Raw genomic sequence first — 24,518 nt, 5'->3', positions numbered from 1 at the left:
TCTAAAGTTGACAGCTGTCAACAGGCGTCAGTTCTGGCGGACCATAAACTTTGTCTCGTGATCAAATATGGACCTGATTTCAACCACGCCCTTTGGGCCGCGGCCGGTGACGGCTACCCTGATGAAACGTGCAGCCGAGGCGCAAGCGCCCGTCGATGTCCCGCATATCGACAAATGGTCGTTGTTCCGCGATCTGTGCACCGCGCGCCACGCCTACGGCTTGACAGACCGCGATTTGACCGTGCTGAACGCCCTGTTATCGTTCCTTCCGGGCAAGGCGCTGTCCGATAACGACAGTCTGATCGTCTTTCCATCCAACAAGGCGCTGTCAGATCGTGCACACGGCATGGCCGAAAGCACGCTGCGCCGTCATTTGGCGGCTCTGACGCAGTCCGGCATCATCCAGCGCCACGACAGCCCCAACGGCAAACGCTACGCAGCACGCGGGCAGGGTGGCGACGTCGTGCGCGCCTTTGGCTTTGATCTGCGGCCCATGCTGGTGCGCGCCCGCGACATCACTCACGCCGCGTCTGAGGCCCAGGCGGCGGCCGATAGACTGCGCCGGGTGCGTGAAGAGGTGGTTATTCTCAAACGTGACGCGCTGAAACTCTGCATTTACGGGCAGGAAATCGGTGCCCCGGCACCCTGGGACGCCTATCAAAGGCAACTGCTCGACATTCACAAGCAACTACGGCGCAAAACGCCAGCTGACGTTCTAGAAGACCTCTGCGCGGTGTTGCGTCAGTTGATGACAACAATCAATGGTGCGTTGCAAACAAAAGAAATGGACGGCACTGACAGTCAAAATGAGCGTCACCATCAGAATTCAAATGAAGACTCTTCTGTATTTGAACCTTGCTTAGAAAAAGCAGGGGGCGAAATCAGTCCTGACCAGGAAACCACACCGCCCGACGACAGAGCAAGACAGGAACCAAACCTGCCTTTGCCTTTGGTTCTGAAAGCCTGTCCAGATATTTTGCCCTATGCGCAAGATGACATTCGCCATTGGCACCAGCTCATCGCTGTTGCGGGCTTTGTGCGTGGCATGATGGGGATCAGCCCGGACGCGTGGCGGCAAGCGCAACAAGCAATGGGCCCCGAGGTGGCCGCAATCACCGTGGTCGCGATGTTGCAGCGGGTGGCAGATATCAAATCACCGGGCGGTTACCTGCGGGCACTGACGCGTAAAGCCACAGACGGAGCGTTTTCGCCGGGGCCGATGGTGATGTCGTTGCTGAACGCCGGGCAATAAAGTTGACAGCTGTCAACTTTCAGTCGATCAGGTCGCTGCGTTCAACAATCCGCCCACCAGAGGCCAGTTGGTCATTGGGGTGCGTTACGACCTGCGTCCCAGCGGTTAACCCGTCCAGCACTTCGGCGAATTGTGCGCTTTGGCGTCCGATGCGAATAATCTGTTCTGTGGCGATCCCATCGGATGCCGCGAACACCGCCCAATCGCCGTTACGTTTGAAAAGCGCACTCAGCGGGACTTGCAGCACGTCGTCCTTACGCCATTCGCTGATCCGCAGGAACACGGCAAAGCCATCGCCCAAGGCAGTCCGCTCTGCGGCGGGTGTCGTGATGTCAAAGACCGCATCAAGGCGTTGTTCTTCGATGCCCAAGGCAGAAACCTTCGTTTCGGCGGAAGGTGCGATGCTGGTCAGCGTGGCCGACAAAGGGAGGGGCCCGCCCCAACGTTCCACAACAGCAGGCGCACCCGGTTGCAGGCGCACCGCATCGCTGGACAACAAATCAGCGACGATTTCTAGCTCGGCTGGGTCACCCAATCGCAGCAGCGGCGCGCCGGTTAGAACGGGGCGTTCGCTGGTCTCAACCACGCTGAGGATGACACCGTCGGCGGGGGCGGTGATCTGCACACAGCAGCTAACATCCGCCTCTTCCTGCGCGTCGGGCACCAGCAACATGGTGCGCGCACGGTTCAGCGTGCTTTGCGCCATGTCGATGCGGGCCTCTGCGGCTTCGACTGTGCTTTGGGCCAAGGCAAGGCGTTGCACGGCGTCTTCCAACTGGGTCAGCGAAGCGACTTCGCGTGCGATCAGCGTTTGGGTGCGTTCAAATTGGGCGCGGGCGACGTTGCGTTCTTCGGTCGCGCGGGCCAGATCGGTTTGGGCCACATGCAGGGCGGCTTCGGCTTCTTGCACGCTGGCCTGGGCTTGCAACATTGTGCGGCTGTCCAACAGGGCAGGCGCCGCAGGGCGCACAACGGCGATGACGGTTTCGCCGGCGATAACCGGATCACCCACGGCAACGGGGGATCGCAGCGCAGTGCCGGTGATCGGGCTGGCAACATCGTAAATTTCCTTGATCCGCGTGACCCCATCGGCGTTGATCGTCACCTCAAGCGGGCCGCGGGTCAGTTGGTGCAGATCGACAGGAACCGGGTCGTCCTGAAAGGCGACATAACCAAGGCCCACCATCAAAGCAGCACCAAGGCCAAGCAATCCAATTGTGCGCGGTTTCCAAGACATGAGGCTATTCCCTTATTTTCATTACAGAAACGAGGTTTTGTTTATCCAACCGGCGACGCACCAGCATGACCGATGCAAAACTGGCCAAAAGCACGATAAAGCTTGCCTTGGCAAAGATCGCCGGGTGCAGAACGACGGGCATGTTATAAAGATCGCTGGAAAAACTGTTGGCCATGGCAATCGCAATCTGCGCACCAATCCACCAGCCAAGCGGCTGTGCGAGTATGGCCAGCAGCATGGTTTCCCCGATCAAAATGTAGGACACCTCGGACCTTGTGAACCCAAGGATACGCAGGCTGGCCAGTTCGCGGGACCGTTCGGACAGTTGGATGCGCGCACCGTTGTAGGTGACGCCGATAGTGATCAGCAGCGCAATGATGATGTAGATGAGATTCATCGCACCGATGCTTTGCTCGATGGTTTCCGAAAACGATCGCCGCGTGTCGGTCATCATCACGATGCCCACCAGATTAGGGATGTCCTTGAGGGCCGCGTGCAGCTCGGTCACTTCGGCCTCATCAAGCGAGACATTGATCAGCGAAATGCGTGGGGTCTGGCGCAGCAACCCGTTCACATAGTCAAGGTCCATATACGCGCCCAGCCCAAAGTATTGTGCGATGGTCCCCGTCACGATCAGCTGATGCGTTTCCCGTCTGCCGCCCAGAAATTCAGCCGAGACCTGATCGCCGATCCCGACCTCCAGATATGTGGCAAGCCGTTCGGTCAGCACAACGCCACCGGGGGCGACGTCTATCGCGATACCATCACTGTCGATGACACGCGCAAGGTCCGCACCGGGTTGGCTGGCCTGGATCGCAACGCGCTTTTCATGGATGCCATTGCTCAGGATGACAGGGTGATATTGCTGTCCTTCGGTTTGCAAAACGGCGGGCAGGGCGGCGGCTGTGGACAGCACGCTTTCGGGCATATCGTGTGACATGACCAGCATCGCGTCTTGCCGCGCACTTTCGTAGAACGCGCTATCGACGATCTTATCCAAGGCATAGTCAAAGAACGACGGCGACACGATGGTCGACACTGCCAGCGCGAGCCCCAGCATCGTCAGCCCGCTGCGCACTGGCCAGCGGATCAGGCTGCGCAGGATCATGATCGTCGGTTGGCTAAGCTTCATTGCAGCCATCGCGCGGTCAATCAGCGAGCGTTTGAACTGCGGCGGGGCAGGGGGCTGCATCGCGATGGCGGGGGCGAGGGTGGCGGCTTTGATCGCGGCCTGCGCCGCCCCCAGCGTGGTTGTCAGCAGCGCCGCCATGCCAGAGGCCGCATAGACCCAAAGCGACGTGCGGAAAATCAGGAAGGGAAAATCGAAATACTGCGCATATTGCCATGCCATCAACCGCGCCAGCCATGTGCCCGCGAACCACCCGATGCCCACACCCACAACGGCGATCAGTCCCGCCAGCATCAGATAGTGCAGGCAGACCTCAAGGTTGGAATACCCTATCGCCTTCAGCAGGCCGATCTGGCTCCGCTCCAGCATGATAATCCGGCCCATGACCATGCTGACCAGAAACGCCGAGATCCCAAAGAAGATCGGCGGCAGGATCGAGGCCATGTTGCGTAGCTGCGCGATCTCTGCGTCGATAAAACTGTCTGACACCTGCAAATCACGCCCGTAAGCCCCCAGCGATCCGTAAGGGTCCAGCAGACGGTCCACCGCGTCGATGACATCTTCGCGTTGTGCTCCAGTGGCCAGCTTAAGCGAGACATCGTTGAACGCCCCCGTCATATCAAAGGCGGCCGCAACGGCAGGCTGCGGCATCCAGATGATCCCGAAGGTTTCATTGTCAGGCATCAGCGCGCCGGGGCCGGTGGTATAGATAAACTCGGGCGATTGGGCGGTGCCGGTGATGGTCAGTTGCCGTTTCTGGCCGTTGAGGTTGGCAAAGAAATGGTCGCCAAGCGCGAACGCATTCGCGATGGCGAAATTGGCGTTCACCATAACCTCGGTGGTTGAAATCGGATTGGGCAACCGCCCGCTTTTCAGGATTGGCACGTTCAGCCGGGGTTCCCCGTCGATAGGTAGCGAGAGGATGCGACCCGTGGCACTGCGCGTGTTGCCGGGGATGTCCAGCACGGTGTTGCCTGCCGTGCGGGCCTCGACCGCCCAGACGCCATCAATCTGAGCCAGTTCTGCGATCAGGCGTTCAGGCGCGCGCTCTACGGTGACAAAGATATCGGCAAAGCGGTTGCGTTCGTAGTACGTCTCGCGCGTGTCAGACAAGGCGGTGTACATGCCCAAAGCGGTCAGCAATATCGCCACACCGCAGGCCAGCACCATGGCAATGGCCAGCGCCTGTTTCCATAAGCGTCTGAAATCGCGTAAAAGTTTACGGTCGAGTGCTTGCATCACCAGACAATCTCGGCTGGGGCAAGGCGTTCATCGTTGGTAGAGACGCTGCTGATCCTGCCATCCTGAAACTGAATGACGCGATGGGCCATGCGTTGAATTTCGGCGTTATGGGTGATGATCACCGTCGTCGTGCCAAAGCGTTCGTTGATGTCTTGCAAGACCTCCAACACCTGCACACCGGTGCTGCTGTCCAGCGCGCCGGTGGGTTCGTCGCACAGCAAGATCTCGGGGCGTTTGGCGATGGCGCGGGCGATGGCGACGCGCTGTTGTTCGCCCCCCGACATCTCGGACGGGAAATGATCCATGCGAGAGCCCAAGCCCACTTGGGCCAGCGCCTCTTCGGCGGGCATCGGGTCGGGGGATACATCCGTCACGAGTTGTACGTTTTCACGCGCGGTCAGGCTGGGGACCAGATTGTAGAACTGAAACACAAAGCCCACATGATCCCGGCGGTATTTGGTCAGACCACGGTCGGGCATATCGGTGAGCTCGGTTTCGCGGAACCAGACGCGGCCGGATGTGGCATGGTCCAGACCGCCAAGGATATTCAGCAAGGTGGATTTACCGCTGCCGGACGGGCCCAGAAGGACGGCCATTTCGCCTGCGTAAAGCTCCAGGTCCACACCGGCGAGCGCAAAGACCTTTACCGCGCCGGTCTGATAGACCTTCGTGACATCCTGGGTGCGAAAGACGACTTCTGGCACGGTGCTGGCCTTTTGGTTGGGGGCTTTATCGCTGGTGATATTGCAGGCCCCTGCGCCAGCCATATTGACGAAAATCAATCGCGCTATCGCATTGGGCCCTACCATTGGCGGCATAAACGCGGGCACAGGTCCGCTTGTTCTGCAAAGGAGATGACGATGGCTGCGAATGTGGGAACTGTTGATCGCGCTCTGCGGTTGATCATTGGGGCTGCTTTGATTGTGGCGCCGCTGCTTAATCTTATGGGGCTCGGGGCCAACACGATGATCGCTTACGGCATGATGGTCGTGGGCGGTATCTTGGCCCTGACGGCAGTGTTCGGGATGTGTCCGCTTTATAGCGTTTTGGGCATTCGAACCAATTCCGATACTTAGAATAGGAGCTTGCGATGACTGACGTTGAACAACTGCTTAGGAATACCGTCGAAGAATTGGATCGTCTTTTGAACGCCAAAAACGTGCTGGGCGATCCGATCGAAAAGGACGGATCAACCGTGATTCCGATTGTCAGCTACGGCTTCGGCTTTGGTGCTGGCGGCACCGATGGGGCCAAAACCGGCAACGGTGGTGGCACCGGTGGTGGCGGCGGGATCAAACCTATCGGCGCGATTATTCTGGACCAGAAAGGTGCCCGCGTCGAAGCGATCAAAGGGGCGATTTCAGGTCTGACAGAGGTGCTGGGCGATGCCGCAGCGCAGGCTTTGGATAAGCGCGCGAACGGATCGCCAAAAGAGGCCTGAGATGGCCTTGCAGATTCTGCTGTGGTTTGGCGTGGCCCTGTTGGCCTTGATCACTCTTACCATGATCTTGCCAATCCACGCCGTGCTGTCATGGCAGAGCGACCCCGCCAAACAATCGACGGTCCTTCTGCGTCTGTTTGGCGGGGTATCGCCTGCGATCAAGGTCTATGACAGCAGCAGGCCACCCAAACCCAAGACAAAGACCGCAGGTAAGGCCCCTCAGCGCCGCAAGGAACGCGGGCGCGGGTGGGTGGCAAAGGGTGACGTGCTGGCAGAGGGCGTGGCCCTGCTGCGGCGCTTGCGAGGGGCTGTCCACATTGATGTGTTGCGGCTTGATGCAGAGGTGGGTCTTGGTGATCCCGCACAGACCGGCCAGTTCTATGGCCAGCTTTGCCCACTGATCTATACGACAGGCGGGCATGTGTTTGTGCGGCCCAATTTTGATCAGGCCTGTTTGCGTGGGTCTGCGTTGGCGCGGCTGCATTTCACGCCTCTGGGCCTGATCTGGCCTTTTGTCCGTTTTGGCTGGCGCATGTTTGGGCCGGTCCGATGAGTTATGTTCTGGGCAAACCCTTTGTGGCGGGCCGTTTTCGCGTTGCCATCATTTCGCGGCATCTTGTGAGCGGGCATAGGGTCGGGCGGCAGGGCATTGCGTTGCATTGCACCAAAGCGCCAGCATTTGTTGTGGTGCAAGACGGGCAGGGCAGGGCGGTTCTGGATATGACCGGCGCTAAGGTCGCCATGGAAAAGGTCAGTGCGCTATGCCCAGAAGTGACGACGCTTTGACGGGTGGGGTTTAGGGTCGTGACCCTAAGACGCCTCTGGCCAGCCCATCTGGTGATACGCGCTGTGCCAGAACATCCATTCGTGCCATGACGACCGGGCGAAGGCCGTTTGCATTGCCCTGCGCGTGTCTGCGTCCGCCGCTGCCGCCAACTGGTCCGTCAGATCAAGCATGCCTTGCACAGACGCCGCGAAAGCCTCGCTCGCGTAGGTGTCTATCCACGCGCGATACGCATGGTCGGCGGCGGCTTTTTCGTGGATCGCGACGCCAACCCGGTGATAAATCCAAAAACACGGCAAAAGCGACACCACGGCAACCGGGAACGGATCAACGGCGGCCGACCGGATCAGGAAACTGACATAGTGATCGCAGGCCTGCGACGGCGGTGTTGCAGCGAAATCATCCCGCGAGACGCCGTAAAGCTTCATATATTCATCATGCAACTGCCGCTCGACTGCGATGGCCCCATTGGCCGACCCCGCCAGACGGGCAATGTTTTCAGGGTCAGGCGCGCGTGATGCTGTCAGTACCAGGGCCCGTGCGAAGCCTTCCAGATAATGCGCATCCTGAATGATGTAGCCTTGAAATGTCGCGGGCGGCAGCGTGCCTTGGGCCAGTTCGGCGTTAAAGGGCATGGTGCTGATCGTGTCTTGCAGGTCTTGCGTGTCTGCCCACAGGCTTGCGGTAAAACTCATGTCTGGTCCTTTGATTGGGTATGAAAATGATGCACCGGCCCGTGCCCGCCCCCGACGGACAGATCACCTGCCGCAGCAATGGCGCCCGTGATATAGGCCTTGGCGCGGCGTGCAGCCTTAGGCAACGGATGGCCCAGCCCGATATGGGTGGCCAGGGCTGACGACAATGTGCAGCCGGTGCCATGCGTGTTGCGGGTGTCGATGCGCGGGGCAGGAAACGCCTGCACCCCTTGCGCCGTGACCAGCAGGTCGGTGGCTACCGCGTCAGACAAATGCCCGCCTTTGATCAAGATCGCAGCACAGCCCAAGGCGCGCAGTTGCACCGCCTGTTCACGCATGTCGTCCAACGTGGTGGCTTCGCTAACCCCAAGCAGATCAGCGGCTTCGGGCAAGTTCGGCGTCAGCACCGTGGCGCGCGGCAGCAACCTGTCGCGCAAGGCTGTCACCGCGTCAGCCGCCAGCAGCCGGTCCCCGCCTTTGGCCACCATCACCGGGTCCAGCACGATCGGGGCATCCAACCCATCAAGTGCCTGCGCCACGGTTTCAATCGTGCGCGCATCGCCCAACATGCCGATCTTGACGGCGTGGATGGCGATATCGTCACGGATGGCCGCGATCTGCGCGGTGATCATATCCGGGCTGACCATTTCCACCGCCCGCACCCCGCGCGTATTCTGCGCCGTCAGCCCGGTGATTGCCGCCATCGCATAGCCACCATTGGCGGAAATGGCCTTGATATCCGCCTGAATACCGGCCCCGCCTGACGGATCAGAGCCTGCAATAGAAAGAATGTTGGGGATCATATGTTGTTCCATTCATCCATAAAGGCGCGGGCCGCCGCCTGCGGATCATCCGCTCTTGAGATCGCTGAAACGACGGCAATGCCTTCGCATCCGGCACGGCGCACCGCCGCTGTGTCTGCGGCCTGAAGCCCGCCAATTGCCATGCAAGGCAGGTCGGTTTTGGCTGTGATAGCGGCCAGTCCGTCAAAGCCCAAAGGGGCCGCGTGATCAGCCTTGGTCGCTGTCGCACGCACCGGCCCAACACCCAGATAATCAACACATGCCTGTGGGACAGCCGACACATGCGCCCGCGTTTCAATCGACAACCCCAGCACGGCGTCAGGCCCAATCCGGTCGCGGATCAGTGCGGGATCGCCGTCAGATTGCCCTACATGCAGGCCAACACCGCGCATGGCACAGGCCACCTCAACCCGGTCGTTGATGATCAGTCTCACGCCCAGTGGCGCCAGCCGCGCCAGCACCGCGCGGGCCAGTTCGGCAAAGCCTGCATCGTCCAGCGTCTTGTGGCGCAACTGCACCCAAGCCGCGCCACCACGCGCGGCCTGTTCCGCCTGATCGGGGATCGGCAGCACGGCATTCGCATCCGTTATGAAGCACAGCGGCGGGATCATGCGGCGGTGATCCGTGCCATGGCGTCCAGCTTGGCGCCGGTCATCGCGTGCAGCGCATCAAGGAATGCCACCTGAAAACTGCCTGGACCTTTTGCGTCATGCGCCGCAACCTCGCCTGCCGCACCGTAATAGGCCAGTGCCGCGACGGTCGCGTCAAAGGGGGGTGCAACAGCAGCAAAAGCGGCCACGATCCCGGTCAAAGAACACCCCAAAGCGGTCACAAGCGGCATGATCGGATCACCATTGGCAATCCGCACGGCCCGGCTCCCATCGGTGACAAAATCCACCGCACCGGTTACCGCGACAACAGCACCCGACTGCGCCGCCAGATCACGCGCCGCAGCCTCGGCCGCCGCAACAGGATCAGTGGCATCAACACCGCGCCCATGGGCGGCGACCCCCGCAAGTGCGAGGATTTCCGACGCATTGCCCCGGATCACCGTTGGCCCCAAACCCAGCAACCGCGCCGCCACATGGCGCCGTAGCGCCGTGGCCCCAACCGCGACCGGATCAAGCACCCAAGGCGTGCCGCTGCTACCCGCCGCATTTGCCGCCAACGCCATGCAATCGGCCCATTCGTCATCCAACGTGCCGATATTAATGCTCAGGGCTGACGCTATGCCCGCAAACTCAGCCGCTTCACCGCGCGCATGCACCATCGCGGGTGACGCGCCCGCGGCGAGCATGACATTTGCCATGACGTTCATTGCCACGTAGTTGGTGATGTTTTGCACCAAAGGTGCTGCGGCGCGCATGGCGTTCAAATGCTGTGATGGTTCGTTCATTGGCATCCCTTTGTGTTTCGGCAGGGATGTCGGGCAGTCGCACCAAAACGGCGGGGCCACACACAACTTCCTCCGCCGGTATGAGCCGGTTCAGGTTCAAAGGGTACGTCTCAACCCGGCCGATGCCGGATGCCCCTGTTGTATGGATGAAGGTAACGGGATCGTGCCGGTTGTCAATTACCGGCAGCCGGGTCTGAACTACAAAAAAGGGGCGCTGCTTTCGCAACGCCCCCTTCGGCTGGTTGTAGTAACGGGGGTCTATTCCCAGCCGACCTGGTTGAAGATGACCTGCGCTTCCGGCACATTCTTGGCAACCGCACTCAGGTCCACCGCATCAGGCCGGAACAGACCCATCGCAGCAACGGATGGCGACAAACCAACGCCCGGCACGGCAGGGTATTCGTCGTTACCGGCGCTGAAGTAATCCTGCGCCCGATCAGAGGCGAGGTATTCCATGAACTTGATCGCATTCTCGCGGTTTGGCGCATTTGCGGCGACGCCGCCACCTGACAGGTTCATATGCGCGCCTTCGGCGTTTTGTGCAGGGAAGATCCAGCCGATATTCTCAAGCGCATCGGCGTTCAGACCATCGACATCTTTGCGCAGCGCACGGGCAAAGTAATAGGTGTTCGAGATCGAAATATCGCATTCCCCGGACACCAGACCGCGCAGCTGGTCAGTGTCGCCGCCTTGCGGATCACGGGCAAAGTTGTTCACAAAACCCTGCGCCCATTCGGTCGCGGCTTCTGTGCCAAAGTTTTCGATAATGGCGGACAGCAATGTCTGGGAATAGACATTGGTGGATGACCGGTGGCAGATCATGCCTTCATAGGCCGGATCAGCAAGGGACACGTAATCCATCGGCGGGTTTTCGACATCTGTCTTGTCGTAAAAGACAATGCGCGCGCGTTGGCTAAAGCCGAACCACTGGTTATCCGCATCTTGCAGATAGGACGGGATACGGGTCTCAAGCACATCGCTTTCGATGGCTTGCAGAACACCCGCTTCCTTGGCGCGTTCCAGACGGGATGTATCAACTGTCAGCAGGATATCCGCAGGAGAGTTTGCACCTTCGGCCTGCATCCGCGCGATCAGCTCGTCGGCGTTGGCTTCAATGCGGTTGATGGTGATCCCGGTCATGTCGGTGAAGTCGGAATAAAGACGCTCATCGGTGTCATAGTGGCGCGAGGAATAGAGGTTCAGTTCACCTTCGGCCACCGCAGATGAGGCAATCGCAGTGGCAGTCGTTGCGCAAACAAGCAATGCAGTCGTTGTCAGTTTCATAGTCATTTCCCTTTTGGTGAGTCTTTTAGTCAGGAACAGGTTTAACGGCAAAATTCGTCTTGTCCAGTATCCTGATAAAAATTGTCGGATTGACAGACCTGATAAAATCACTCAGGTTTAAACTCAAGCTCCAGCCACCCCGTCCACCAATGGGGAAGCCCGACATTTCTGCAAATGAAAGGACTTCTTCGTGATGCAAAAGACCTTTGACCAAAACAAGACGCCGGTGCGCGATGACCAGTTGCAAGTGCCCACCAAGGAAGAGATTTTGACAGCCCTGCAACAAGACAGCGCCCGCGGCGGCCTACAGCTTGAATGGATGCTGGACCGTTGTACCGCCCGCGAAGGGACGCAGTGATGGGCCTTCAATCTGTTGTTCCCACCAGTCAAGCGTCCACGCCGAAGCTGCCGAAATATGACGCGCGCGACCTGATCACACATGGCGAACAGGCCAATATCATCCTTGATGATCAGGTCTATGTCTTGCGGATCACTCGCGCCGGTAAGCTGATCCTGACCAAATGACACCTGCACCAGATCATCGGGGCGGGGCCACCGTCGGCCATTTGCAGGATTATGACGCGATCACGGCTGCATCCATCGTCTACCTGCGCATGTGGTGCAATAGCGCAGATACGCAGGCCAGCATGGCCCATGATTTGATCGCTACCCTGGGTATCGGGCGCGGGCGCAAGGCGGTTGAGGCTTTTGCCGAGCTTTGCGGCATGTGCGTCCAGCACGGGCGCCGCCCGCTTTGCCGGCACGCCCTGCATTGCAAATGCGTCGGTGCAGATGAGGCCAGTTTTGCCCATTTCATTGCCGCGGCCACCGAGGGTGACCGCGACGACGCAATGCTGATCGCAATCCTTCTGGTGCGGCCCGACGTCGCCCCCATCATCACCAGCCTTGCGGCTGATTTTGGTCTTGCGCTGAAACAGATGAACCTGGCCACACCCCGTGCGATTGCCCAGATGCCCCCACAGCGTCAAACAACACTCCACTGACAACAGGCGTGACACCTTCCATTCGGCCTCTGCCCTTCCTAAATGACCAAGGCGGCCACCCAAAAGACCGCCTTTCATACCGGAGCATGCATGCCAAAAACACCCAGCCCCTGCATTGATGTGTGCAAATACAAACGACACGGTCACTGTATCGGCTGCTCAATGACCAAGACGCAAAAGTCGATGTTCAAATCGCTCAAGAAAGACAGCCACAGGGCGGCGTTCGTCGACATGCTGATGGCGCAACAGGCACACTTGGGCAAATACGGCGGTTGGCAAATGGCCTATGCCAGGAAATGCAAGAAGAAGGGCGTGAAAGTGCCGTTTGATCACGGCAGCTAGACGTACCGGTTTCTATCCACCCATCACAGCCCTATGGTCAGCGCAATCTGCGGACAAAAAACGGAGCGCGCCATGACTGATATAGCACTCGCCCTTGGCGCTGGCGGGGCGCGGGGTCTTGCACATATTCACGTTATCAAGGCGTTTGACGAACTGGGCGTGAAACCCGTGGCTGTTGCAGGCACATCCATCGGGTCCATTATCGGGGCGGCCTATTGCGCGGGCATGTCCGCAGATGAAATGACCGACCACGTCGAAAGCACATTGCGCGATCCTTTAGGCACATTGCGCGATATTTTCCGCGCCGGTCCCAACAGTCTGAGCACATTCTTCAAAGAAGGTGGCCCGCGGATTGGAGAACTCAACCTTGAACGGGTTCTGACAGCAATACTGCCTGACGAAGTCCCCCATAGTTTCGATGACTTGCAAATCCCGCTGCAAATTGCAGCAACAGATTTCTACGGCCAATGCCGGACGGTTTTCGACAGCGGCGATCTGCGGTTTGCGATGGCGGCATCCTCAGCGATTCCGGCGGTGTTCTTGCCGGTTGAAAGGGACGGACGGTTCTACATCGACGGCAACGCAACAGACCCTTGCCCTATCGACATCCTGCAAGACCGGGCAGACCGGGTTATTGCGATTGATGTCTCAGGCGGTTCCAGCGGCGATCCTTCAAAGCGCCCCAGCAAGATGGATGTCACCTATGCAGCCAGCCAGATGATGCAGCGGTCCATCATCCGCAACGCGGCCTCGCGCTATCCTGACACCATATTGCTGCGCCCCCCGGTGGACGCGATCTGGTCGCTCGACTTTTTCAAGGCGCGTGAGATTCTGGACCATACCGCATCGCTCAAGGATGAGGTGAAAGCAGCGGTGTCCAGGGTTTTTGAGGTCAAAAGCCAAGCATAGAAAAAAGCGACCCCATGACAGGGCCGCTTTCACATCAAAAATACGTCGCTTGGATTACCCCAGATGCGACCGCAGGAACCACGCGAATTTCTCATGCGTCTGACCGCGCGCGATGCACAGGTCTTCGGTCAGCGTGTCGCCATGTTTGGCTGCCAGTGCGCCACAACCGGCAAGCGTGGCTGCAAGCGTTTCCTGCGCGTCCAGCATCATCTTGATCATCTCTTTATCGGTCGCATGGCCGTCATGTTCACCAACCTTGGACCGCTTGAGCATACCGGCAAGCATCCCTTCGGCATGGGCGTCAATCGCGCGGATACGCTCGGCCAGATCATCCTGAGCGATAAAGTGGTCTTCGTAAATCTGCTGGAACAGCTCGTGCAGCGGGGCAAAGGCCATGCCTTTGACGTTCCAGTGAAAGTTCTGGGCCAGCATTGTCGTGACAGCGGTTTCGGCCACTGACTGATTCAATGCTTCGGCGATTTGTGATTTGGCGTCTGTGCTCAGCGTGATGGCTGTCTGTGTCATAGCGGCTCTCCGAATTCTGGTTGGATTAGCTGGCTGGCGTCTGGCTGGCTCGCTTGGGACCATACATAAACCAGCTTCAGCGCCGGGCAAGTCCTTTTTAGAACTATTCTAATCTGGGGCAAACTGACGGGCAATGCCATTGATCAGAAACGCGATGTTGCGTTGGTGAATTTTCGCCACCCGCGAGCGGATCAGAAAGGCCAGGCTGTCACCATCGCCCTGTTTGGCGGCCATCAAGGCGCGGATCAACCACGCCTCATCAAAGGACAATTCAACCGTGCCGGGCTGGAAGAACACAGGCTTGCCACGGACCGCTTCGCGCAGGCATTTGAACAAGGCTTGGGCAAAGGCATCGCGGGCGGTGTCCTGCGTGCTGGAAATCAGTGCGCAGGCCTCAAACAGATCTGTATGGGCCGCAACCCGGCAGTCCAGCGCAACAAGGCGCAGGGCATTCAACACACCGCGCCACTCGCCCGGCAAGAACGGTGCAGGCCGTGGGGCCGACGCTGGTTCAAATTGCTGTATGACGGATAACATCGGCGTATCGGGCTTTCGTGTTGCTGGTTGGAATCAACCGGTGCTTCTAGTTCCTGACTATATTTATAAGGAATTAAGAAAAGGCGAAAGGGGCGTTGTGTCTCACCCATCCAAAACCATCTTCGGCTTGGCGGTCCGGACGAAAGCCGATAGCGTATTCCAATGGATCGTATTCTTGTGTCTGCCTGCCTCATCGGTCGCCCCGTGCGCTATAATGGGACTGACAAAAAGTCGGGCGCGGCGGAAATACTGGAACGGTGGCAGCAAGAGGGGCGTCTTGTGCCGGTCTGCCCTGAGGTTGCGATAGGTTTTCCGACACCGCGTCCTGCGGCCGAGATACGCGCAACGCCCGGTGGCGGCGCTTCAGATCGTCAAGGTGCGGATGTACTCAGCAGACAGGCGGTCGTCGTGGAAGACAGCGGGCGCGACGTGTCTGACCTTTATGTGCAAGCGGCACGGGATACAGTTGCTTTGGCAAAGCGGAACAATTGCGACCACGCCGTGCTGACAGATGGGTCGCCGTCATGCGGATCAACCTTTATCTATGACGGCACATTCTCGGGCATCAAAAAGCCTGGCATGGGATCGACAACAGCCGCCTTGCGCGATGCCGGTATCACTGTCTGGGCTGAAACGCAGATCGCAGCTTTGGACGCTGAACTGCGACGCAGGTCCGCAACTTCATAGCTTTTGTGATTACTGCCAGCGCCAATCAATCAACGCCGGTCAAACGCCAGCTTGGCCGCCAGCCCCACAAAAACCAGCCCTGTCAGATATTGCAGGCAGCTTGCAGCCTTTGCGTTGCGGGCCAAAAAGCGCCCGATGCCGCCCGCGAAGATACCGATCAATGCGTTGATAACCGTTCCACCGACATTCAGGATCGTGCCGAAAATAAGAAACTGAAGAAGGACGGACCCTTTGTCCGGATCGACAAATTGCGGCACGAGGGCGAGCATGAAAATCGCAACTTTGGGGTTAAGAAGGCAGACGAGAACGCCATCTTTCCATGCTTGCCAACTTCGGGACGCCCCAAGCACCTCTGGCTTCAAAGCGTCAATCGGGGACGTAAAAGCTTTGAGCGCCAGAAAAAGGAGATAGCCGACACCGGCCCAACGGATGACCTCAAACGCTACCGGGTTCGCTGCAATGATGGCCGCAAGTCCCATACCGCCCACAAACGCATGAATAAACGAACCAGTCGCTATGCCCAATGCAGCGGCGCTTCCCGCTTTGGGGCCCGACTTCGTACCTTGGCCCAGACAGAACAGCATATCCGCGCCCGGCGTCAGATTGAGAGCAAGCGCAATGGGGATAAACAGCAACAGTGTTTCAAGATCGACCATATCAAGAAGCGTAAGGGCGAATTCGGGAACGTGCTACACTGCATTTCCGCAAACCGGGCAGTTGTCCTGCGCCCGTCACGTCAGCACAGTGATACGGATACGACGGCGCGGTCCCAATGTCGCCTCAACCGCTTCATGCAGGATCGGCATCAGGTGGGTCTGGATGTAATGGGCGACAAAGGTGTTATGCGCCGTCAGCGCAAGTGTCTCTTGATCATCGGACCCAAAGGACAGCAAGGCAATCCAATTGCGATAGTGTTCCGGGTGCAGATCTTTCATCCGCTGGCACGCTGCACGCCATGTGGTCGTGTCCTTTTGCGCAACAGGATCCTGTGGTGTGGTCCCCTTGTTGCGAAAATCAACGGCAACGACTTTGGCCTCTTTCACCGGATGGGTCTCGGTCATCCGTTCCTGAAAATCTGGCCCGACGCTTTGCCAGTACGGCGCGGATAGCCGGTAAATCTCGGCATAGTTCAGACGGTAGGCCCCTACCTTGCCGCGCACCCCCTGCCGTTTGCAGATGACAATCCGCTTCTCCAACCAATACTTGATCTCGCGTTTGACGGTCCGTTCAGTGACATTCCACATCCGGGCCAGATCGCGTTGCCCGACGCAAAATTCATCCAAGCGCCAATTGTAGCGCGCGGTAATCAATAAGGTCAGCCGTGCGGTTGAAATCTGGTGACGTGCATCAAGATGCAGCCCTGCGACAGTCAAAGCCGTCAATAGGTCGTATTTCAAGGAACTGGCTTTGACGCCAGTCAACCGCTTTGCATCCATGTTGACGTCTCACTGTCTTGCCTCAAGCGCCGGCTGTTATCGCCGATTCTGCTTAGGCTCGATCAAGACACGAATTCCCGTTTTCTGTCAACAAGCGGGTAAGAACGAGAAAAGTAACCAAATCAGTCTAAAGATTATGAATAAGGTTTATATGGTTAAGGGGGACACGCCCTATGTCACCTTATTTGGCACTTCATGTCACCATATCGCGTGGTATCGTATTTTTATGTCACCAAATACAGCGCAGATTATGTCGTTTCGGCCTTAAAAGCCCGGACTTTGCCGAAAAACAGGAATTTCCAAAATAGCGTTTTGCAGTTTTCCTCATTTCCCGTTATTCAGCAGGTAGCAGGAAAAAACAAGAGCACACCATGAGAACGCATTCCGACCTTCAAGCCATGAACGAGCGCAGCCTGACACAGCAGGCCGCTGTGCGCCGCGCGACCTTCTCTCCGGGTGAGGTGAAAACCCTTCGTCCTTTCTCGATCTGGGAAATCAGCCAGTTCATGTTCGATGTCCCCGCAGACACGCTGCGCAAGAAACTCGCTGATGATCCCTCGCTGCCTCAGGGCGTGACAGAGGATGATGGGCGCCAGCGTTGGTTCAGTCTGGATGAGATCAATGAACTGCGCCGCCGGATCAAGTTTCGCGGCAAGTCACTGCTGCCCAAACGCCCCAAAGGCCGTGCTGTGCGCGTGGCGGTCAGTAACTTTAAAGGTGGCGTTGGTAAAACAGTTGTCGCGCAACATCTGGCAAACGCTGCGGCCCTTGATGGCTACCGCGTGCTGTGTATCGATTTTGACCCGCAGGCGACGCTGACCCATTCGATGGGCATTGTTGAGGTCAAGGAATGGAACACGGTCTGGGGCATTATGTGCCGCGATCTGTGCCGCGAAGCGGATCGGATCACCGAAAGCTATGACGACCCTGACGACTGCCCCTATCCGTCCTCCAACGAATTGCCGGAAGACGTGCAATCCATCGGCGCGCAGCGGTTTCAGGACTTCATCCAGCCAACCTGCTGGCCAACGATCGACATCATCCCGTCTTGCGCCAACGCAGCCTTTGTCGAATTCGCCAGCGCGCAATACCGCAGCCTGCATAAAGCGTGGAGCTTCTTTGGCTGCGTCGCGCGATACCTGGATGAACTGCCCGACGATCAGTACGATCTGATCATCTTTGATTGCCCGCCCGCGATTGGCTACCAATCCCTGAACGCCGCTTTCGCGTCCGACATTCTCTATATCCCATCCGGTCCCGGCTACTGGGAATACGACAGCACGACCAGCTATCTAGGGCAGTTGGGCGATGCGATGGCGGATATCTCTGAAGGGTTTGGCGGGTTGGCCGAGGATGCGGGGCTGACATTGCCCAAGACATTTATGGATGTCCGGTTGCTGATGACACGGTTTGAAACGACGAACCCGCTGCACATCGCGATGATGGAGGCGTTTCGCAATGTCTTTGGTGCGGATGTCTGTCTGAACCCGATTGAGATGACCCGCGCGGTTGAACAGTCGGGCCGTTTTCAGATGAGCGTCTATGAACAGGACTACCGGCAGATGACGCGCGAAACCTGGAAGCGGGCAAGGCAAAGCTTCGACCGGGCGTATAACGAATTCAAAACGACTGTGCTGAAGTCTTGGGAACAGGACAGCACGAAAGTGGAGGCAGCTGAATGACATCGAAAAACAAATTCGGTTTTGGACCGCTGGAAACGCCCGCGGCACCCAAGTCGCGCGAACGCAATGTGGGCCCGATGGGGGCTGCGGTGCGGGATGCGGCGGAAAGCCTGCAGGAAACCACCGAAGCCAAGGTTGAGCAGCGGCGCCAGAACGCGACCGACGCCAAGGCGTATCGCACCGCACAAGACGAAGGCAGGGTGCTTTCAACGGTGCCTTTGGCCGATGTCATGACAACAGATTTGCCCCGCGACCGGCTTGATCTTGAAGCGGTCGCGGCTTCGACCGAGATGGAGGAACTCAAAGCCTCGATCCGCGAGCGTGGCCAGAAAGAACCGGTGGAGCTTTATCGTGATGCGGCCGGTCAGTTGCAGCTGAAGAAAGGCTGGCGGCGGTTCACTGCCTTGTCCCAGCTTTTCGCTGAGACAGGCGACGATGCCTTCGCGACAATCATTGCTCGCATCGAGGCGGGCGAAAGTGATCGGCTGGCGCGCTATATTGATATGGTCGAAGAAAACGTGGTGCGCGAAGACCTCAGCTTTGCCGAGATGGCGCAGGTTGCGATCCTTGCCGCACAGGATGAGGGCACCGATGAGGTGGACCCTGACGCGATGGTGCTGCGGCTTTACGGGTCACTGCATAAGATGAAGCGGTCCTATATTCGCAGCTTTGTGTTTCTGTTGTCTGCGCTGGAAGATGACCTGAAATGGCCCAAGGCCGTGTCGCGTAACCTGGGTGTCGATGTCGCGCGTGCGCTGAAATCCGTTGAGGGTGCAGCAAAGCTGCGGGGCGCTTTGCGCGGCTGTGCAACGGTTGAGGAACAGACGGCTGCCCTGGCTGCATTTCTAGAGAAGAAACCGAGTGTGGCGCAGCCGCCCAAGCAGGTGGAGCGGAAGGAAAAACGCGAGTTTCATGTCGGCGACATGAAGGTTACCGCGCGCAAGGGTGAATGCCGGATCGTCTGTGATGACGACTTTGCGGGGCTGCCAAAAGCCCAGTTGGAATATGCTGTTGAAGCATTTCAGCGCGCGCTGCGCGAGGGTAACCCACGGGTTACCTCGCTTTAACACGGGTAGGGTAACCCATGGGTTACCCGCCTGACGCGACCGACCAAGGTAACCCATGGGTTACCCCAGCAGATCGGTCGCTGGGTTCTCTGTAATCTCGACATCATCATAGTATTTCTGCGCCTGCGCCAGGCTGCGGTGCAGTGACAGCCGCATGGCGGCCTGGATCGGCGCGCCGTCCAATGCGGCTTGGGTCAGGAAGCCGGAACGCAGCCCGTGGGGCGTGGCAAAACCTTTGGGGAAGCCGGCTTGCATGACCCGCTTTTGCACGATCTGGTAGATGCCGTCGGGTGACAGTTTGCGCTCTAGGGGGTCGTCGTTTTGCGTGATGGGTCGGAACAGGGGGCCGCCTTCAATGCCTGCCATCTCAATCCAGAAGGCCAGTGCTTTTGCGGCCCGCCCCTTCAGGACCAGCTTGGGTGTCTTGCCTGTGGCGGTCGTTTTAGTAGCGATCATGTTGATCCAGATCAGCCCATCGCGGTCATAATCCTTCAGGTCCACATCGGCGCGCATCAGCCCCGCAATCTCGGACCGGCGGCGTCCGCCCGAGGCCCAGCCCAGCATCAGCACCGCGCGATCGCGGATGCCCCGCAAGGAGTGGTCGCAGGTCGCCAACACGGCCTCCAGCACCTTGCGGGTGATGGGATTGGCGGACTTGGGCGTGGTCCGCTTGGCGGCCGCTTTGCGGGCCTTCGCGCGGGTCTGGCGTAGCAGCGGGGCCTCGAACGGCGAGGCGAGGTTTTTCATCCGGTGGAACGCCCGCCACGACGCGATGCGCCGGTCCAGCGTGGACGGGGCAGGGCAGGCGAGGCTTTTGCGCAGGCCCTGGCCGATCAGCGTTTCCGCGACGATCCGGGCGGGGTCTACTGCGGGTAAATCCGCAAGGTTGCGGCTGTGGTCAAGGATGAAGCGCAGGGCGACATCCTCGCGTTCGGGCCACATCAGCGCCGTGTCGAAGGCAGCGTTGGCCCATGCGGTGATATAGATCAGATCCCGTTCATAGGCACGCAGCGTGTTGGGGGGCGTGCCGCGGATGTAGAGATCCGTCAGCGCGGCCTGATCGGCGTCAGAGATGGTGGGGGCGCTGGGTTGATAAGCGGTTAAGGCATCGGTCATAGGTGTGATTTTTGCGCATGAATCGCACCAAAAGCAAGAGGCGTGATAACTGTAACTTATCATGTTTGGTTATTCGGTTCTAGGAATCACCCCAGTAATGTGCAAAATACAGTAATAATGCATGGTATGCGAAATCAGCGCAAAATTTCTTTCAATGAAATTGAAAGCCTGTAACTGCTGGATCGGGATACGTCGGCTGGGCGTTCTTCCGACGTGACGGCCCTGATAACCGTTTGAAAAACCAGCGGTTGCGCAAAAACCAACCACTTTAGGCGGAGAACGGATCACAACTGACATCTCCCCGTTGCAATGGCGGCGTATCCCGGCGCAGACTTGATCTGTTCAACCGTGGGGGCGGGGTGTGCGCTCTCTTCATATTGCAAGGACGAAATAGCATGTCAGATTTGATGATCACCGGCGTTATTGACGGCGACCTTTCGGGCGGATTGCCCAAAGCCATTCAGCTTACCGCCATCAGCGATATTGCCGATCTTTCGGTTTATGGCGTTGGGTCAGCCAACAACGGCAACGGGGGTGGGGTGGTTGAGTTTACCTTTCCAGCCATTCCTTTGCCCGCAGGCACGACGATTTACATCGCAAGCGAGACCGATAGCTTTACCGCTTTCTTTGGGTTCCCGCCGGATTTCACAGGTGGTGTGGCCAACATCAATGGTGATGACGCGATAGAATTGTTTGAGAATGACATTGTTGTCGACGTCTTTGGTGATGTGAACACCGACGGCAGTGGCGAGGTTTGGGAATACATGGATGGCTGGGCGTCGCGTCCGGTTGATGGTGGCCCGAACCCGATTTTTGACCCCGCCGCATGGACCTTCAGTGGTCCCAATGCGCTGGATGATGTGACGGATAACGCCAGCGCGCCCAGTCCGTTCCCGACACCGGGTGTTGTTCCGCCAGAGGCGACTGTGGCGATCAATGAGTATCGGATTTCGTCGCCGAGCCCTGATGATGACACCTCGAACTTTGTTGAGCTGTTCACTGATCCCGGCGCGTCTCTGGCGGGCAAAACGCTGCTTGTGATCTCGGGCGAGTTTGCCCCCGGCACCATCGACTTTGCCATTGATCTAAGTGGTGCTGTGGCCGACGAGGGCGGCTTTGTTCTGATTGGTAATGACCAGAACCCCAACCTTGGGGTGGGTGATGTCGGGGTTGCCGGGCTTGATTTCTTTGGCTCGCCTCAAAGCTTTCTGATCGTGGATGGTTTCACGGGTGCTGCGGGTGATGATCTGGATGTTGATGATGACGGTGTTTTCGATGCTCCACCTTGGGACGCGGTCCTTGATAGTGTGTCGGCTGTCGATGGTGATCCGAACCCGGATGTGAATTACTCTGACACGATTGTGCCTGCTGATGGCAACTTCCCTGCGGCGGGTGCGGCCCGTGATGTGGATGGCACCGGTGATTTTGTCCCACTGCCGTTTGGTGATCAGGCGGGTGATACGCCCGGATCGACCAATGATCCTGATATCCCTGCTCCGCGCCTGACCATCATGGAAATTCAGGGGGCCGGGCATGTCTCTGGCCTGATCAGTGACAACCCGCTTGATCCCTCGACGGGCCAAGGCAGCGCGCCGGTGATCACCGGCGGGATTGTCACGGCGGTCGATTCAAACGGGTTTTATATGCAGGACCCGGATGGTGACGGCGATATCGCCACATCGGACGCGATCTTTGTCTTTACCGGCAGTGTACCCGGTGTGGCCATTGGCGATGCGGTGGATGTCAGCGGTACCGTTAGTGAGTTCTATCCCGGTGGCCAAGGCAGCGGTAATCTGAGCACGACGCAGATCGGGGGCAATCCTGAGATCACCGTGCTGTCCAGCGGGAACGCTTTGCCTGCTTCCGTCATTCTGGGCGCTGATGGGCGACCTTTGCCGTCCGAGAATATCGAGGATGATAACTTTACCTCGTTTGATCCCACAACGGATGGCATTGATTTCTGGGAAAGCCTTGAAGGTATGTTGGTGACTGCGCCGCAACCCGTGGCGGTGTCCGGCACCAGCGGATTTGGTGAGCTGTTTGTTGTTGTCGATGGCGGCGAAGGCGCGACCGGTCTGTCGGATCGCGGCACGCTGAACATCTCGCCCGATGACTTCAACCCAGAGAAGGTCCAGATCGACTGGGACTTTGGTCTTGATGCGATTGATGTGAATACCGGCGCTGTTCTGGACGATGTCACCGGCGTCGTGTCCTATGACTTTGGTAACTTCCAGATCAACCCGACTGAGCAGATTGTGGTGGTTGAGCCATCATTGCTGGAGCCTGAAAGCACATCGCTGGCCGGGTCCGAGAACCAGTTGACGATTGCCAGCTACAACGTCCTGAACCTTGATCCAATCGTTGAGGATCAAGCGCTGACCAACAATGGTGAGGCACGCAATGTCGATGATGATGTGGGCGATGGTCGTTTCGATACGATTGCGAACCAGATCGTGAATAACCTTGGCAGCCCCGATATCATCGGGTTGCAGGAAATTCAGGACAGTACAGGCGGTGAAACCGGTGACGGTGTTGTGTCGGCGGCGCTGACGTTTGAAACCCTGATTGATGCCATTGATATGGCTGACGATGGGATCATGAACGACAGTTCCGGTTACGCCTATATCGACAATACGTTCATCACCGATCTGGCCAGCGGCGGTCAGCCGGGCGGGAATATCCGCACCGGGTTCCTTTATAAAGAGGACCGGGTCAGCCTTGTGGAAGGCTCAGTTCAGACGATTGGGTCGCAAGACCCCGGTGGTGCCTTTGAAGGCGCGCGTTTGCCATTGGTTGCGACCTTCGCGTTCAACGGCGAGGAAGTGACCGTTGTGAACAACCACTTCTCATCCAAGGGCGGCAGTGCGCCGATTTTGGGTGTGGAGCAGGACTTTGCGGATCGCCAGGAAGATGTTGATGTCAACGGATCGCTGGACGAACGGCAGGCACAGTCCGAGGCTGTGGCGGCGTTCGTTGCGGATGAACTTGCCGCTGACCCGCAGGCGAATGTGGTTGTCGTGGGTGACTTTAACGAGTTTGAGTTCGTGTCGCCCGTCACTGGCCTTGAAGATGCGGGGCTGACGAACCTGACCAATACGTTGCCAGAGGATGAACGGTACACCTTCAACTTCCAAGGTAATAGCCAGGCCCTTGATCATATTCTGGTGTCGGATGGATTGGCCGCTGACGCGCAATTTGACATCGTACATGTGAATTCGGAATTCGCGGATGCCGATGATCGCGGCAGTGACCATGACCCGCTTCTGGCACTGCTGACCATTGGTGATGTGGCACCCGATACGGTGGATGTGGCTGTTGCCTTTGACAGCAGGGGGCTTTTTGGCACCAAGGCGACCGAGAGCATTGATGGGGTGGCGGTGGATACTGACAAGCTGTCATTGTTCAAGAATGCCGTGTCATTCCGCGATGTCGATGTGCGGCTGATTGCCGAGGCGCCGGGACGCGAGAAACTGACCTTCATTGATGGTGAGGTTGGTGTATGGTCGCGTGGCGACAGCTTCTTTCGCGGCGAGATTGGCCTTGTGAACGACGATGAAGCGCTGTCGTTCAAGTTGCAGGATGGCGACTTTGGCGATGCGACCGAGGCGTTCTTTGACTTTGGTGATCTGCGCGGCAATGGCGACGTCGAGGTGCTGTTCCTGAATGACGGCATGATGATCGGATCACAGGTGGTTGATGCCAGCGCTGGCGCGATTACCGCGGGTCAGGATGGCGCGGCCTTTGATGCGGTGCAGATCCGCGCGGTGGGTGACACCGCGTTTTCATTGGATGGCTTCGGCTTTGAGCGGCTGGTCGAAGACGCATTCGTCTTTGCTTAAACTGCCATTGCGGGGTGGCCCTCGTGGTTGCCCCGCAGTTGACCCTGCCGCCTATTGTGCGAAATCAACGTTCCTGTTCGTGGTTTCCCTATTTTTGCCCAAGTTTGCGTG

General features: G+C 58.3%; 27 protein-coding genes and 1 riboswitch. Of the genes, 14 read left to right on the top strand and 13 right to left on the bottom strand.

The window, feature by feature from the left end; all coding sequences use genetic code 11:
- Window positions 1-67: 67 nt before the first annotated feature.
- Entirely contained in the window at window positions 68-1,252 is a 1,185-nt protein-coding gene (repC, locus tag MWU60_RS17305) for a plasmid replication protein RepC (protein ID WP_247228650.1), read from the top strand.
- 19 nt (window positions 1,253-1,271) lie between these two features.
- On the opposite strand, the gene MWU60_RS17300 is transcribed toward repC, so the two are convergent.
- Genes MWU60_RS17300 through MWU60_RS17290 form a run of 3 tightly spaced genes read right to left on the bottom strand, consistent with a single transcriptional unit; the run spans window position 1,272 to window position 5,564 of the window.
- The gene (locus MWU60_RS17300) at window positions 1,272-2,489 is read right to left on the bottom strand and encodes an HlyD family efflux transporter periplasmic adaptor subunit (RefSeq protein ID WP_247228649.1); all 1,218 of its coding nucleotides are present in this window, start codon (window positions 2,487-2,489) and stop codon (window positions 1,272-1,274) included.
- Between the two features lie 4 nt (window positions 2,490-2,493).
- Entirely contained in the window at window positions 2,494-4,857 is a 2,364-nt protein-coding gene (locus tag MWU60_RS17295) for an ABC transporter permease (protein ID WP_247228648.1), read from the bottom strand.
- Window positions 4,857-5,564, bottom strand: coding sequence for an ABC transporter ATP-binding protein (locus MWU60_RS17290; protein ID WP_247228788.1), 708 nt, complete (start codon window positions 5,562-5,564; stop codon window positions 4,857-4,859). The genes MWU60_RS17295 and MWU60_RS17290 overlap by 1 nt, the downstream gene beginning before the upstream one ends.
- Before the next feature lie 156 nt (window positions 5,565-5,720).
- Between MWU60_RS17290 and MWU60_RS17285 the strand changes: the two genes are divergently transcribed.
- From MWU60_RS17285 to MWU60_RS17270, 4 genes are read left to right on the top strand one after another with little or no spacing between them, the layout of a single operon-like run.
- Window positions 5,721-5,936 carry a DUF2892 domain-containing protein gene (locus MWU60_RS17285; protein WP_247228647.1) on the top strand — a complete coding sequence of 72 codons (216 nt, stop codon included), beginning with the start codon at window positions 5,721-5,723 and terminating at the stop codon, window positions 5,934-5,936.
- Window positions 5,937-5,950: 14 nt separating this feature from the next.
- Window positions 5,951-6,301, top strand: coding sequence for a spore germination protein GerW family protein (locus MWU60_RS17280; protein WP_247228646.1), 351 nt, complete (start codon window positions 5,951-5,953; stop codon window positions 6,299-6,301).
- A 1-nt stretch (window position 6,302) separates the two neighbouring features.
- Window positions 6,303-6,854, top strand: a complete 552-nt coding sequence (locus MWU60_RS17275; protein WP_247228645.1) for a DUF2953 domain-containing protein — start codon at window positions 6,303-6,305, stop codon at window positions 6,852-6,854.
- Entirely contained in the window at window positions 6,851-7,087 is a 237-nt protein-coding gene (locus MWU60_RS17270; protein ID WP_247228644.1) for a hypothetical protein, read from the top strand. Before MWU60_RS17275 ends, MWU60_RS17270 begins: the two co-directional genes overlap by 4 nt.
- A gap of 24 nt (window positions 7,088-7,111) precedes the next feature.
- Here MWU60_RS17270 and MWU60_RS17265 read toward each other — a convergent pair whose 3' ends face one another.
- The 5 genes from MWU60_RS17265 to MWU60_RS17245 form a co-directional block, all read right to left on the bottom strand.
- Window positions 7,112-7,780, bottom strand: a complete 669-nt coding sequence (locus MWU60_RS17265; protein WP_247228643.1) for a TenA family protein — start codon at window positions 7,778-7,780, stop codon at window positions 7,112-7,114.
- Window positions 7,777-8,583, bottom strand: coding sequence for a bifunctional hydroxymethylpyrimidine kinase/phosphomethylpyrimidine kinase (thiD, locus tag MWU60_RS17260; protein WP_247228642.1), 807 nt, complete (start codon window positions 8,581-8,583; stop codon window positions 7,777-7,779). Before thiD ends, MWU60_RS17265 begins: the two co-directional genes overlap by 4 nt.
- Window positions 8,580-9,194, bottom strand: coding sequence for a thiamine phosphate synthase (thiE, locus tag MWU60_RS17255; RefSeq protein WP_247228641.1), 615 nt, complete (start codon window positions 9,192-9,194; stop codon window positions 8,580-8,582). The genes thiD and thiE overlap by 4 nt, the downstream gene beginning before the upstream one ends.
- A complete protein-coding gene (gene thiM, locus MWU60_RS17250) occupies window positions 9,191-9,979 on the bottom strand; it encodes a hydroxyethylthiazole kinase (RefSeq protein ID WP_247228640.1) in 789 nt (262 codons plus the stop codon). The genes thiE and thiM overlap by 4 nt, the downstream gene beginning before the upstream one ends.
- A gap of 50 nt (window positions 9,980-10,029) precedes the next feature.
- Window positions 10,030-10,126, bottom strand: a riboswitch (TPP riboswitch).
- 111 nt (window positions 10,127-10,237) lie between these two features.
- Window positions 10,238-11,269 carry an extracellular solute-binding protein gene (locus MWU60_RS17245; protein WP_247228639.1) on the bottom strand — a complete coding sequence of 344 codons (1,032 nt, stop codon included), beginning with the start codon at window positions 11,267-11,269 and terminating at the stop codon, window positions 10,238-10,240.
- Window positions 11,270-11,456: 187 nt separating this feature from the next.
- Here MWU60_RS17245 and MWU60_RS17240 point away from each other — a divergent pair, with 187 nt between their 5' ends.
- The 5 genes from MWU60_RS17240 (at window position 11,457) to MWU60_RS17220 (ending at window position 13,518) form a co-directional block, all read left to right on the top strand.
- Window positions 11,457-11,621 carry a hypothetical protein gene (locus MWU60_RS17240; protein WP_247228638.1) on the top strand — a complete coding sequence of 55 codons (165 nt, stop codon included), beginning with the start codon at window positions 11,457-11,459 and terminating at the stop codon, window positions 11,619-11,621.
- Complete coding sequence (locus MWU60_RS17235) at window positions 11,621-11,788, top strand: hemin uptake protein HemP (protein ID WP_247228637.1); 168 nt, start codon at window positions 11,621-11,623, stop codon at window positions 11,786-11,788. The genes MWU60_RS17240 and MWU60_RS17235 overlap by 1 nt, the downstream gene beginning before the upstream one ends.
- Window positions 11,785-12,267, top strand: coding sequence for a hypothetical protein (locus tag MWU60_RS17230; protein ID WP_247228636.1), 483 nt, complete (start codon window positions 11,785-11,787; stop codon window positions 12,265-12,267). Before MWU60_RS17235 ends, MWU60_RS17230 begins: the two co-directional genes overlap by 4 nt.
- A gap of 90 nt (window positions 12,268-12,357) precedes the next feature.
- The gene (locus tag MWU60_RS17225) at window positions 12,358-12,609 is read left to right on the top strand and encodes a DUF1289 domain-containing protein (protein ID WP_247228635.1); all 252 of its coding nucleotides are present in this window, start codon (window positions 12,358-12,360) and stop codon (window positions 12,607-12,609) included.
- A gap of 72 nt (window positions 12,610-12,681) precedes the next feature.
- The gene (locus MWU60_RS17220; RefSeq protein ID WP_247228634.1) at window positions 12,682-13,518 is read left to right on the top strand and encodes a patatin-like phospholipase family protein; all 837 of its coding nucleotides are present in this window, start codon (window positions 12,682-12,684) and stop codon (window positions 13,516-13,518) included.
- Window positions 13,519-13,572: 54 nt separating this feature from the next.
- Here the strand turns inward: MWU60_RS17220 and MWU60_RS17215 are convergent, their stop codons facing one another.
- Together MWU60_RS17215 and MWU60_RS17210 are read right to left on the bottom strand one after the other, a co-directional pair.
- Window positions 13,573-14,043, bottom strand: a complete 471-nt coding sequence (locus MWU60_RS17215) for a DNA starvation/stationary phase protection protein (RefSeq protein WP_247228633.1) — start codon at window positions 14,041-14,043, stop codon at window positions 13,573-13,575.
- Between the two features lie 108 nt (window positions 14,044-14,151).
- Window positions 14,152-14,580, bottom strand: coding sequence for a hypothetical protein (locus tag MWU60_RS17210; protein WP_247228632.1), 429 nt, complete (start codon window positions 14,578-14,580; stop codon window positions 14,152-14,154).
- Between the two features lie 162 nt (window positions 14,581-14,742).
- Here MWU60_RS17210 and MWU60_RS17205 point away from each other — a divergent pair, with 162 nt between their 5' ends.
- Entirely contained in the window at window positions 14,743-15,267 is a 525-nt protein-coding gene (locus tag MWU60_RS17205) for a DUF523 domain-containing protein (protein ID WP_247228631.1), read from the top strand.
- A 29-nt stretch (window positions 15,268-15,296) separates the two neighbouring features.
- Here MWU60_RS17205 and MWU60_RS17200 read toward each other — a convergent pair whose 3' ends face one another.
- Complete coding sequence (locus tag MWU60_RS17200) at window positions 15,297-15,923, bottom strand: LysE family translocator (protein WP_247228630.1); 627 nt, start codon at window positions 15,921-15,923, stop codon at window positions 15,297-15,299.
- A gap of 75 nt (window positions 15,924-15,998) precedes the next feature.
- Window positions 15,999-16,664, bottom strand: a complete 666-nt coding sequence (locus tag MWU60_RS17195; RefSeq protein WP_247228629.1) for a DnaA N-terminal domain-containing protein — start codon at window positions 16,662-16,664, stop codon at window positions 15,999-16,001.
- Window positions 16,665-17,074: 410 nt separating this feature from the next.
- Here MWU60_RS17195 and MWU60_RS17190 point away from each other — a divergent pair, with 410 nt between their 5' ends.
- A complete protein-coding gene (locus tag MWU60_RS17190) occupies window positions 17,075-18,385 on the top strand; it encodes an AAA family ATPase (protein ID WP_247228628.1) in 1,311 nt (436 codons plus the stop codon).
- The gene (locus MWU60_RS17185) at window positions 18,382-19,452 is read left to right on the top strand and encodes a ParB N-terminal domain-containing protein (protein WP_247228627.1); all 1,071 of its coding nucleotides are present in this window, start codon (window positions 18,382-18,384) and stop codon (window positions 19,450-19,452) included. The genes MWU60_RS17190 and MWU60_RS17185 overlap by 4 nt, the downstream gene beginning before the upstream one ends.
- 60 nt (window positions 19,453-19,512) lie before the next feature.
- Here MWU60_RS17185 and MWU60_RS17180 read toward each other — a convergent pair whose 3' ends face one another.
- A complete protein-coding gene (locus MWU60_RS17180; protein WP_247228626.1) occupies window positions 19,513-20,568 on the bottom strand; it encodes a tyrosine-type recombinase/integrase in 1,056 nt (351 codons plus the stop codon).
- A gap of 395 nt (window positions 20,569-20,963) precedes the next feature.
- Between MWU60_RS17180 and MWU60_RS17175 the strand changes: the two genes are divergently transcribed.
- Window positions 20,964-24,407 (top strand): endonuclease/exonuclease/phosphatase family protein, encoded by a 3,444-nt coding sequence (locus MWU60_RS17175; protein ID WP_247228625.1) that lies wholly within the window; start codon window positions 20,964-20,966, stop codon window positions 24,405-24,407.
- Window positions 24,408-24,518 lie beyond the last annotated feature (111 nt).

This window comes from Yoonia sp. F2084L, assembly GCF_023015625.1.
In the GTDB taxonomy this organism is placed as follows: Bacteria; Pseudomonadota; Alphaproteobacteria; order Rhodobacterales; family Rhodobacteraceae; genus Yoonia.
This window is presented reverse-complemented; position numbering and strand designations above follow the sequence as displayed.

Bases quoted from the DNA above. Each gene is read 5' to 3' on its own strand.
- repC (WP_247228650.1), top strand. From the start codon at position 68: ATGGACCTGATTTCAACCACGCCCTTTGGGCCGCGGCCGGTGACGGCT.
- MWU60_RS17300 (WP_247228649.1), bottom strand. From the start codon at position 2,489: ATGTCTTGGAAACCGCGCACAATTGGATTGCTTGGCCTTGGTGCTGCT.
- MWU60_RS17295 (WP_247228648.1), bottom strand. From the start codon at position 4,857: ATGCAAGCACTCGACCGTAAACTTTTACGCGATTTCAGACGCTTATGG.
- MWU60_RS17285 (WP_247228647.1), top strand. From the start codon at position 5,721: ATGGCTGCGAATGTGGGAACTGTTGATCGCGCTCTGCGGTTGATCATT.
- MWU60_RS17280 (WP_247228646.1), top strand. From the start codon at position 5,951: ATGACTGACGTTGAACAACTGCTTAGGAATACCGTCGAAGAATTGGAT.
- MWU60_RS17275 (WP_247228645.1), top strand. From the start codon at position 6,303: ATGGCCTTGCAGATTCTGCTGTGGTTTGGCGTGGCCCTGTTGGCCTTG.
- MWU60_RS17270 (WP_247228644.1), top strand. From the start codon at position 6,851: ATGAGTTATGTTCTGGGCAAACCCTTTGTGGCGGGCCGTTTTCGCGTT.
- MWU60_RS17265 (WP_247228643.1), bottom strand. From the start codon at position 7,780: ATGAGTTTTACCGCAAGCCTGTGGGCAGACACGCAAGACCTGCAAGAC.
- thiD (WP_247228642.1), bottom strand. From the start codon at position 8,583: ATGATCCCCAACATTCTTTCTATTGCAGGCTCTGATCCGTCAGGCGGG.
- thiE (WP_247228641.1), bottom strand. From the start codon at position 9,194: ATGATCCCGCCGCTGTGCTTCATAACGGATGCGAATGCCGTGCTGCCG.
- thiM (WP_247228640.1), bottom strand. From the start codon at position 9,979: ATGAACGAACCATCACAGCATTTGAACGCCATGCGCGCCGCAGCACCT.
- MWU60_RS17245 (WP_247228639.1), bottom strand. From the start codon at position 11,269: ATGACTATGAAACTGACAACGACTGCATTGCTTGTTTGCGCAACGACT.
- MWU60_RS17240 (WP_247228638.1), top strand. From the start codon at position 11,457: ATGCAAAAGACCTTTGACCAAAACAAGACGCCGGTGCGCGATGACCAG.
- MWU60_RS17235 (WP_247228637.1), top strand. From the start codon at position 11,621: ATGGGCCTTCAATCTGTTGTTCCCACCAGTCAAGCGTCCACGCCGAAG.
- MWU60_RS17230 (WP_247228636.1), top strand. From the start codon at position 11,785: ATGACACCTGCACCAGATCATCGGGGCGGGGCCACCGTCGGCCATTTG.
- MWU60_RS17225 (WP_247228635.1), top strand. From the start codon at position 12,358: ATGCCAAAAACACCCAGCCCCTGCATTGATGTGTGCAAATACAAACGA.
- MWU60_RS17220 (WP_247228634.1), top strand. From the start codon at position 12,682: ATGACTGATATAGCACTCGCCCTTGGCGCTGGCGGGGCGCGGGGTCTT.
- MWU60_RS17215 (WP_247228633.1), bottom strand. From the start codon at position 14,043: ATGACACAGACAGCCATCACGCTGAGCACAGACGCCAAATCACAAATC.
- MWU60_RS17210 (WP_247228632.1), bottom strand. From the start codon at position 14,580: ATGTTATCCGTCATACAGCAATTTGAACCAGCGTCGGCCCCACGGCCT.
- MWU60_RS17205 (WP_247228631.1), top strand. From the start codon at position 14,743: ATGGATCGTATTCTTGTGTCTGCCTGCCTCATCGGTCGCCCCGTGCGC.
- MWU60_RS17200 (WP_247228630.1), bottom strand. From the start codon at position 15,923: ATGGTCGATCTTGAAACACTGTTGCTGTTTATCCCCATTGCGCTTGCT.
- MWU60_RS17190 (WP_247228628.1), top strand. From the start codon at position 17,075: ATGAGAACGCATTCCGACCTTCAAGCCATGAACGAGCGCAGCCTGACA.
- MWU60_RS17185 (WP_247228627.1), top strand. From the start codon at position 18,382: ATGACATCGAAAAACAAATTCGGTTTTGGACCGCTGGAAACGCCCGCG.
- MWU60_RS17180 (WP_247228626.1), bottom strand. From the start codon at position 20,568: ATGACCGATGCCTTAACCGCTTATCAACCCAGCGCCCCCACCATCTCT.
- MWU60_RS17175 (WP_247228625.1), top strand. From the start codon at position 20,964: ATGTCAGATTTGATGATCACCGGCGTTATTGACGGCGACCTTTCGGGC.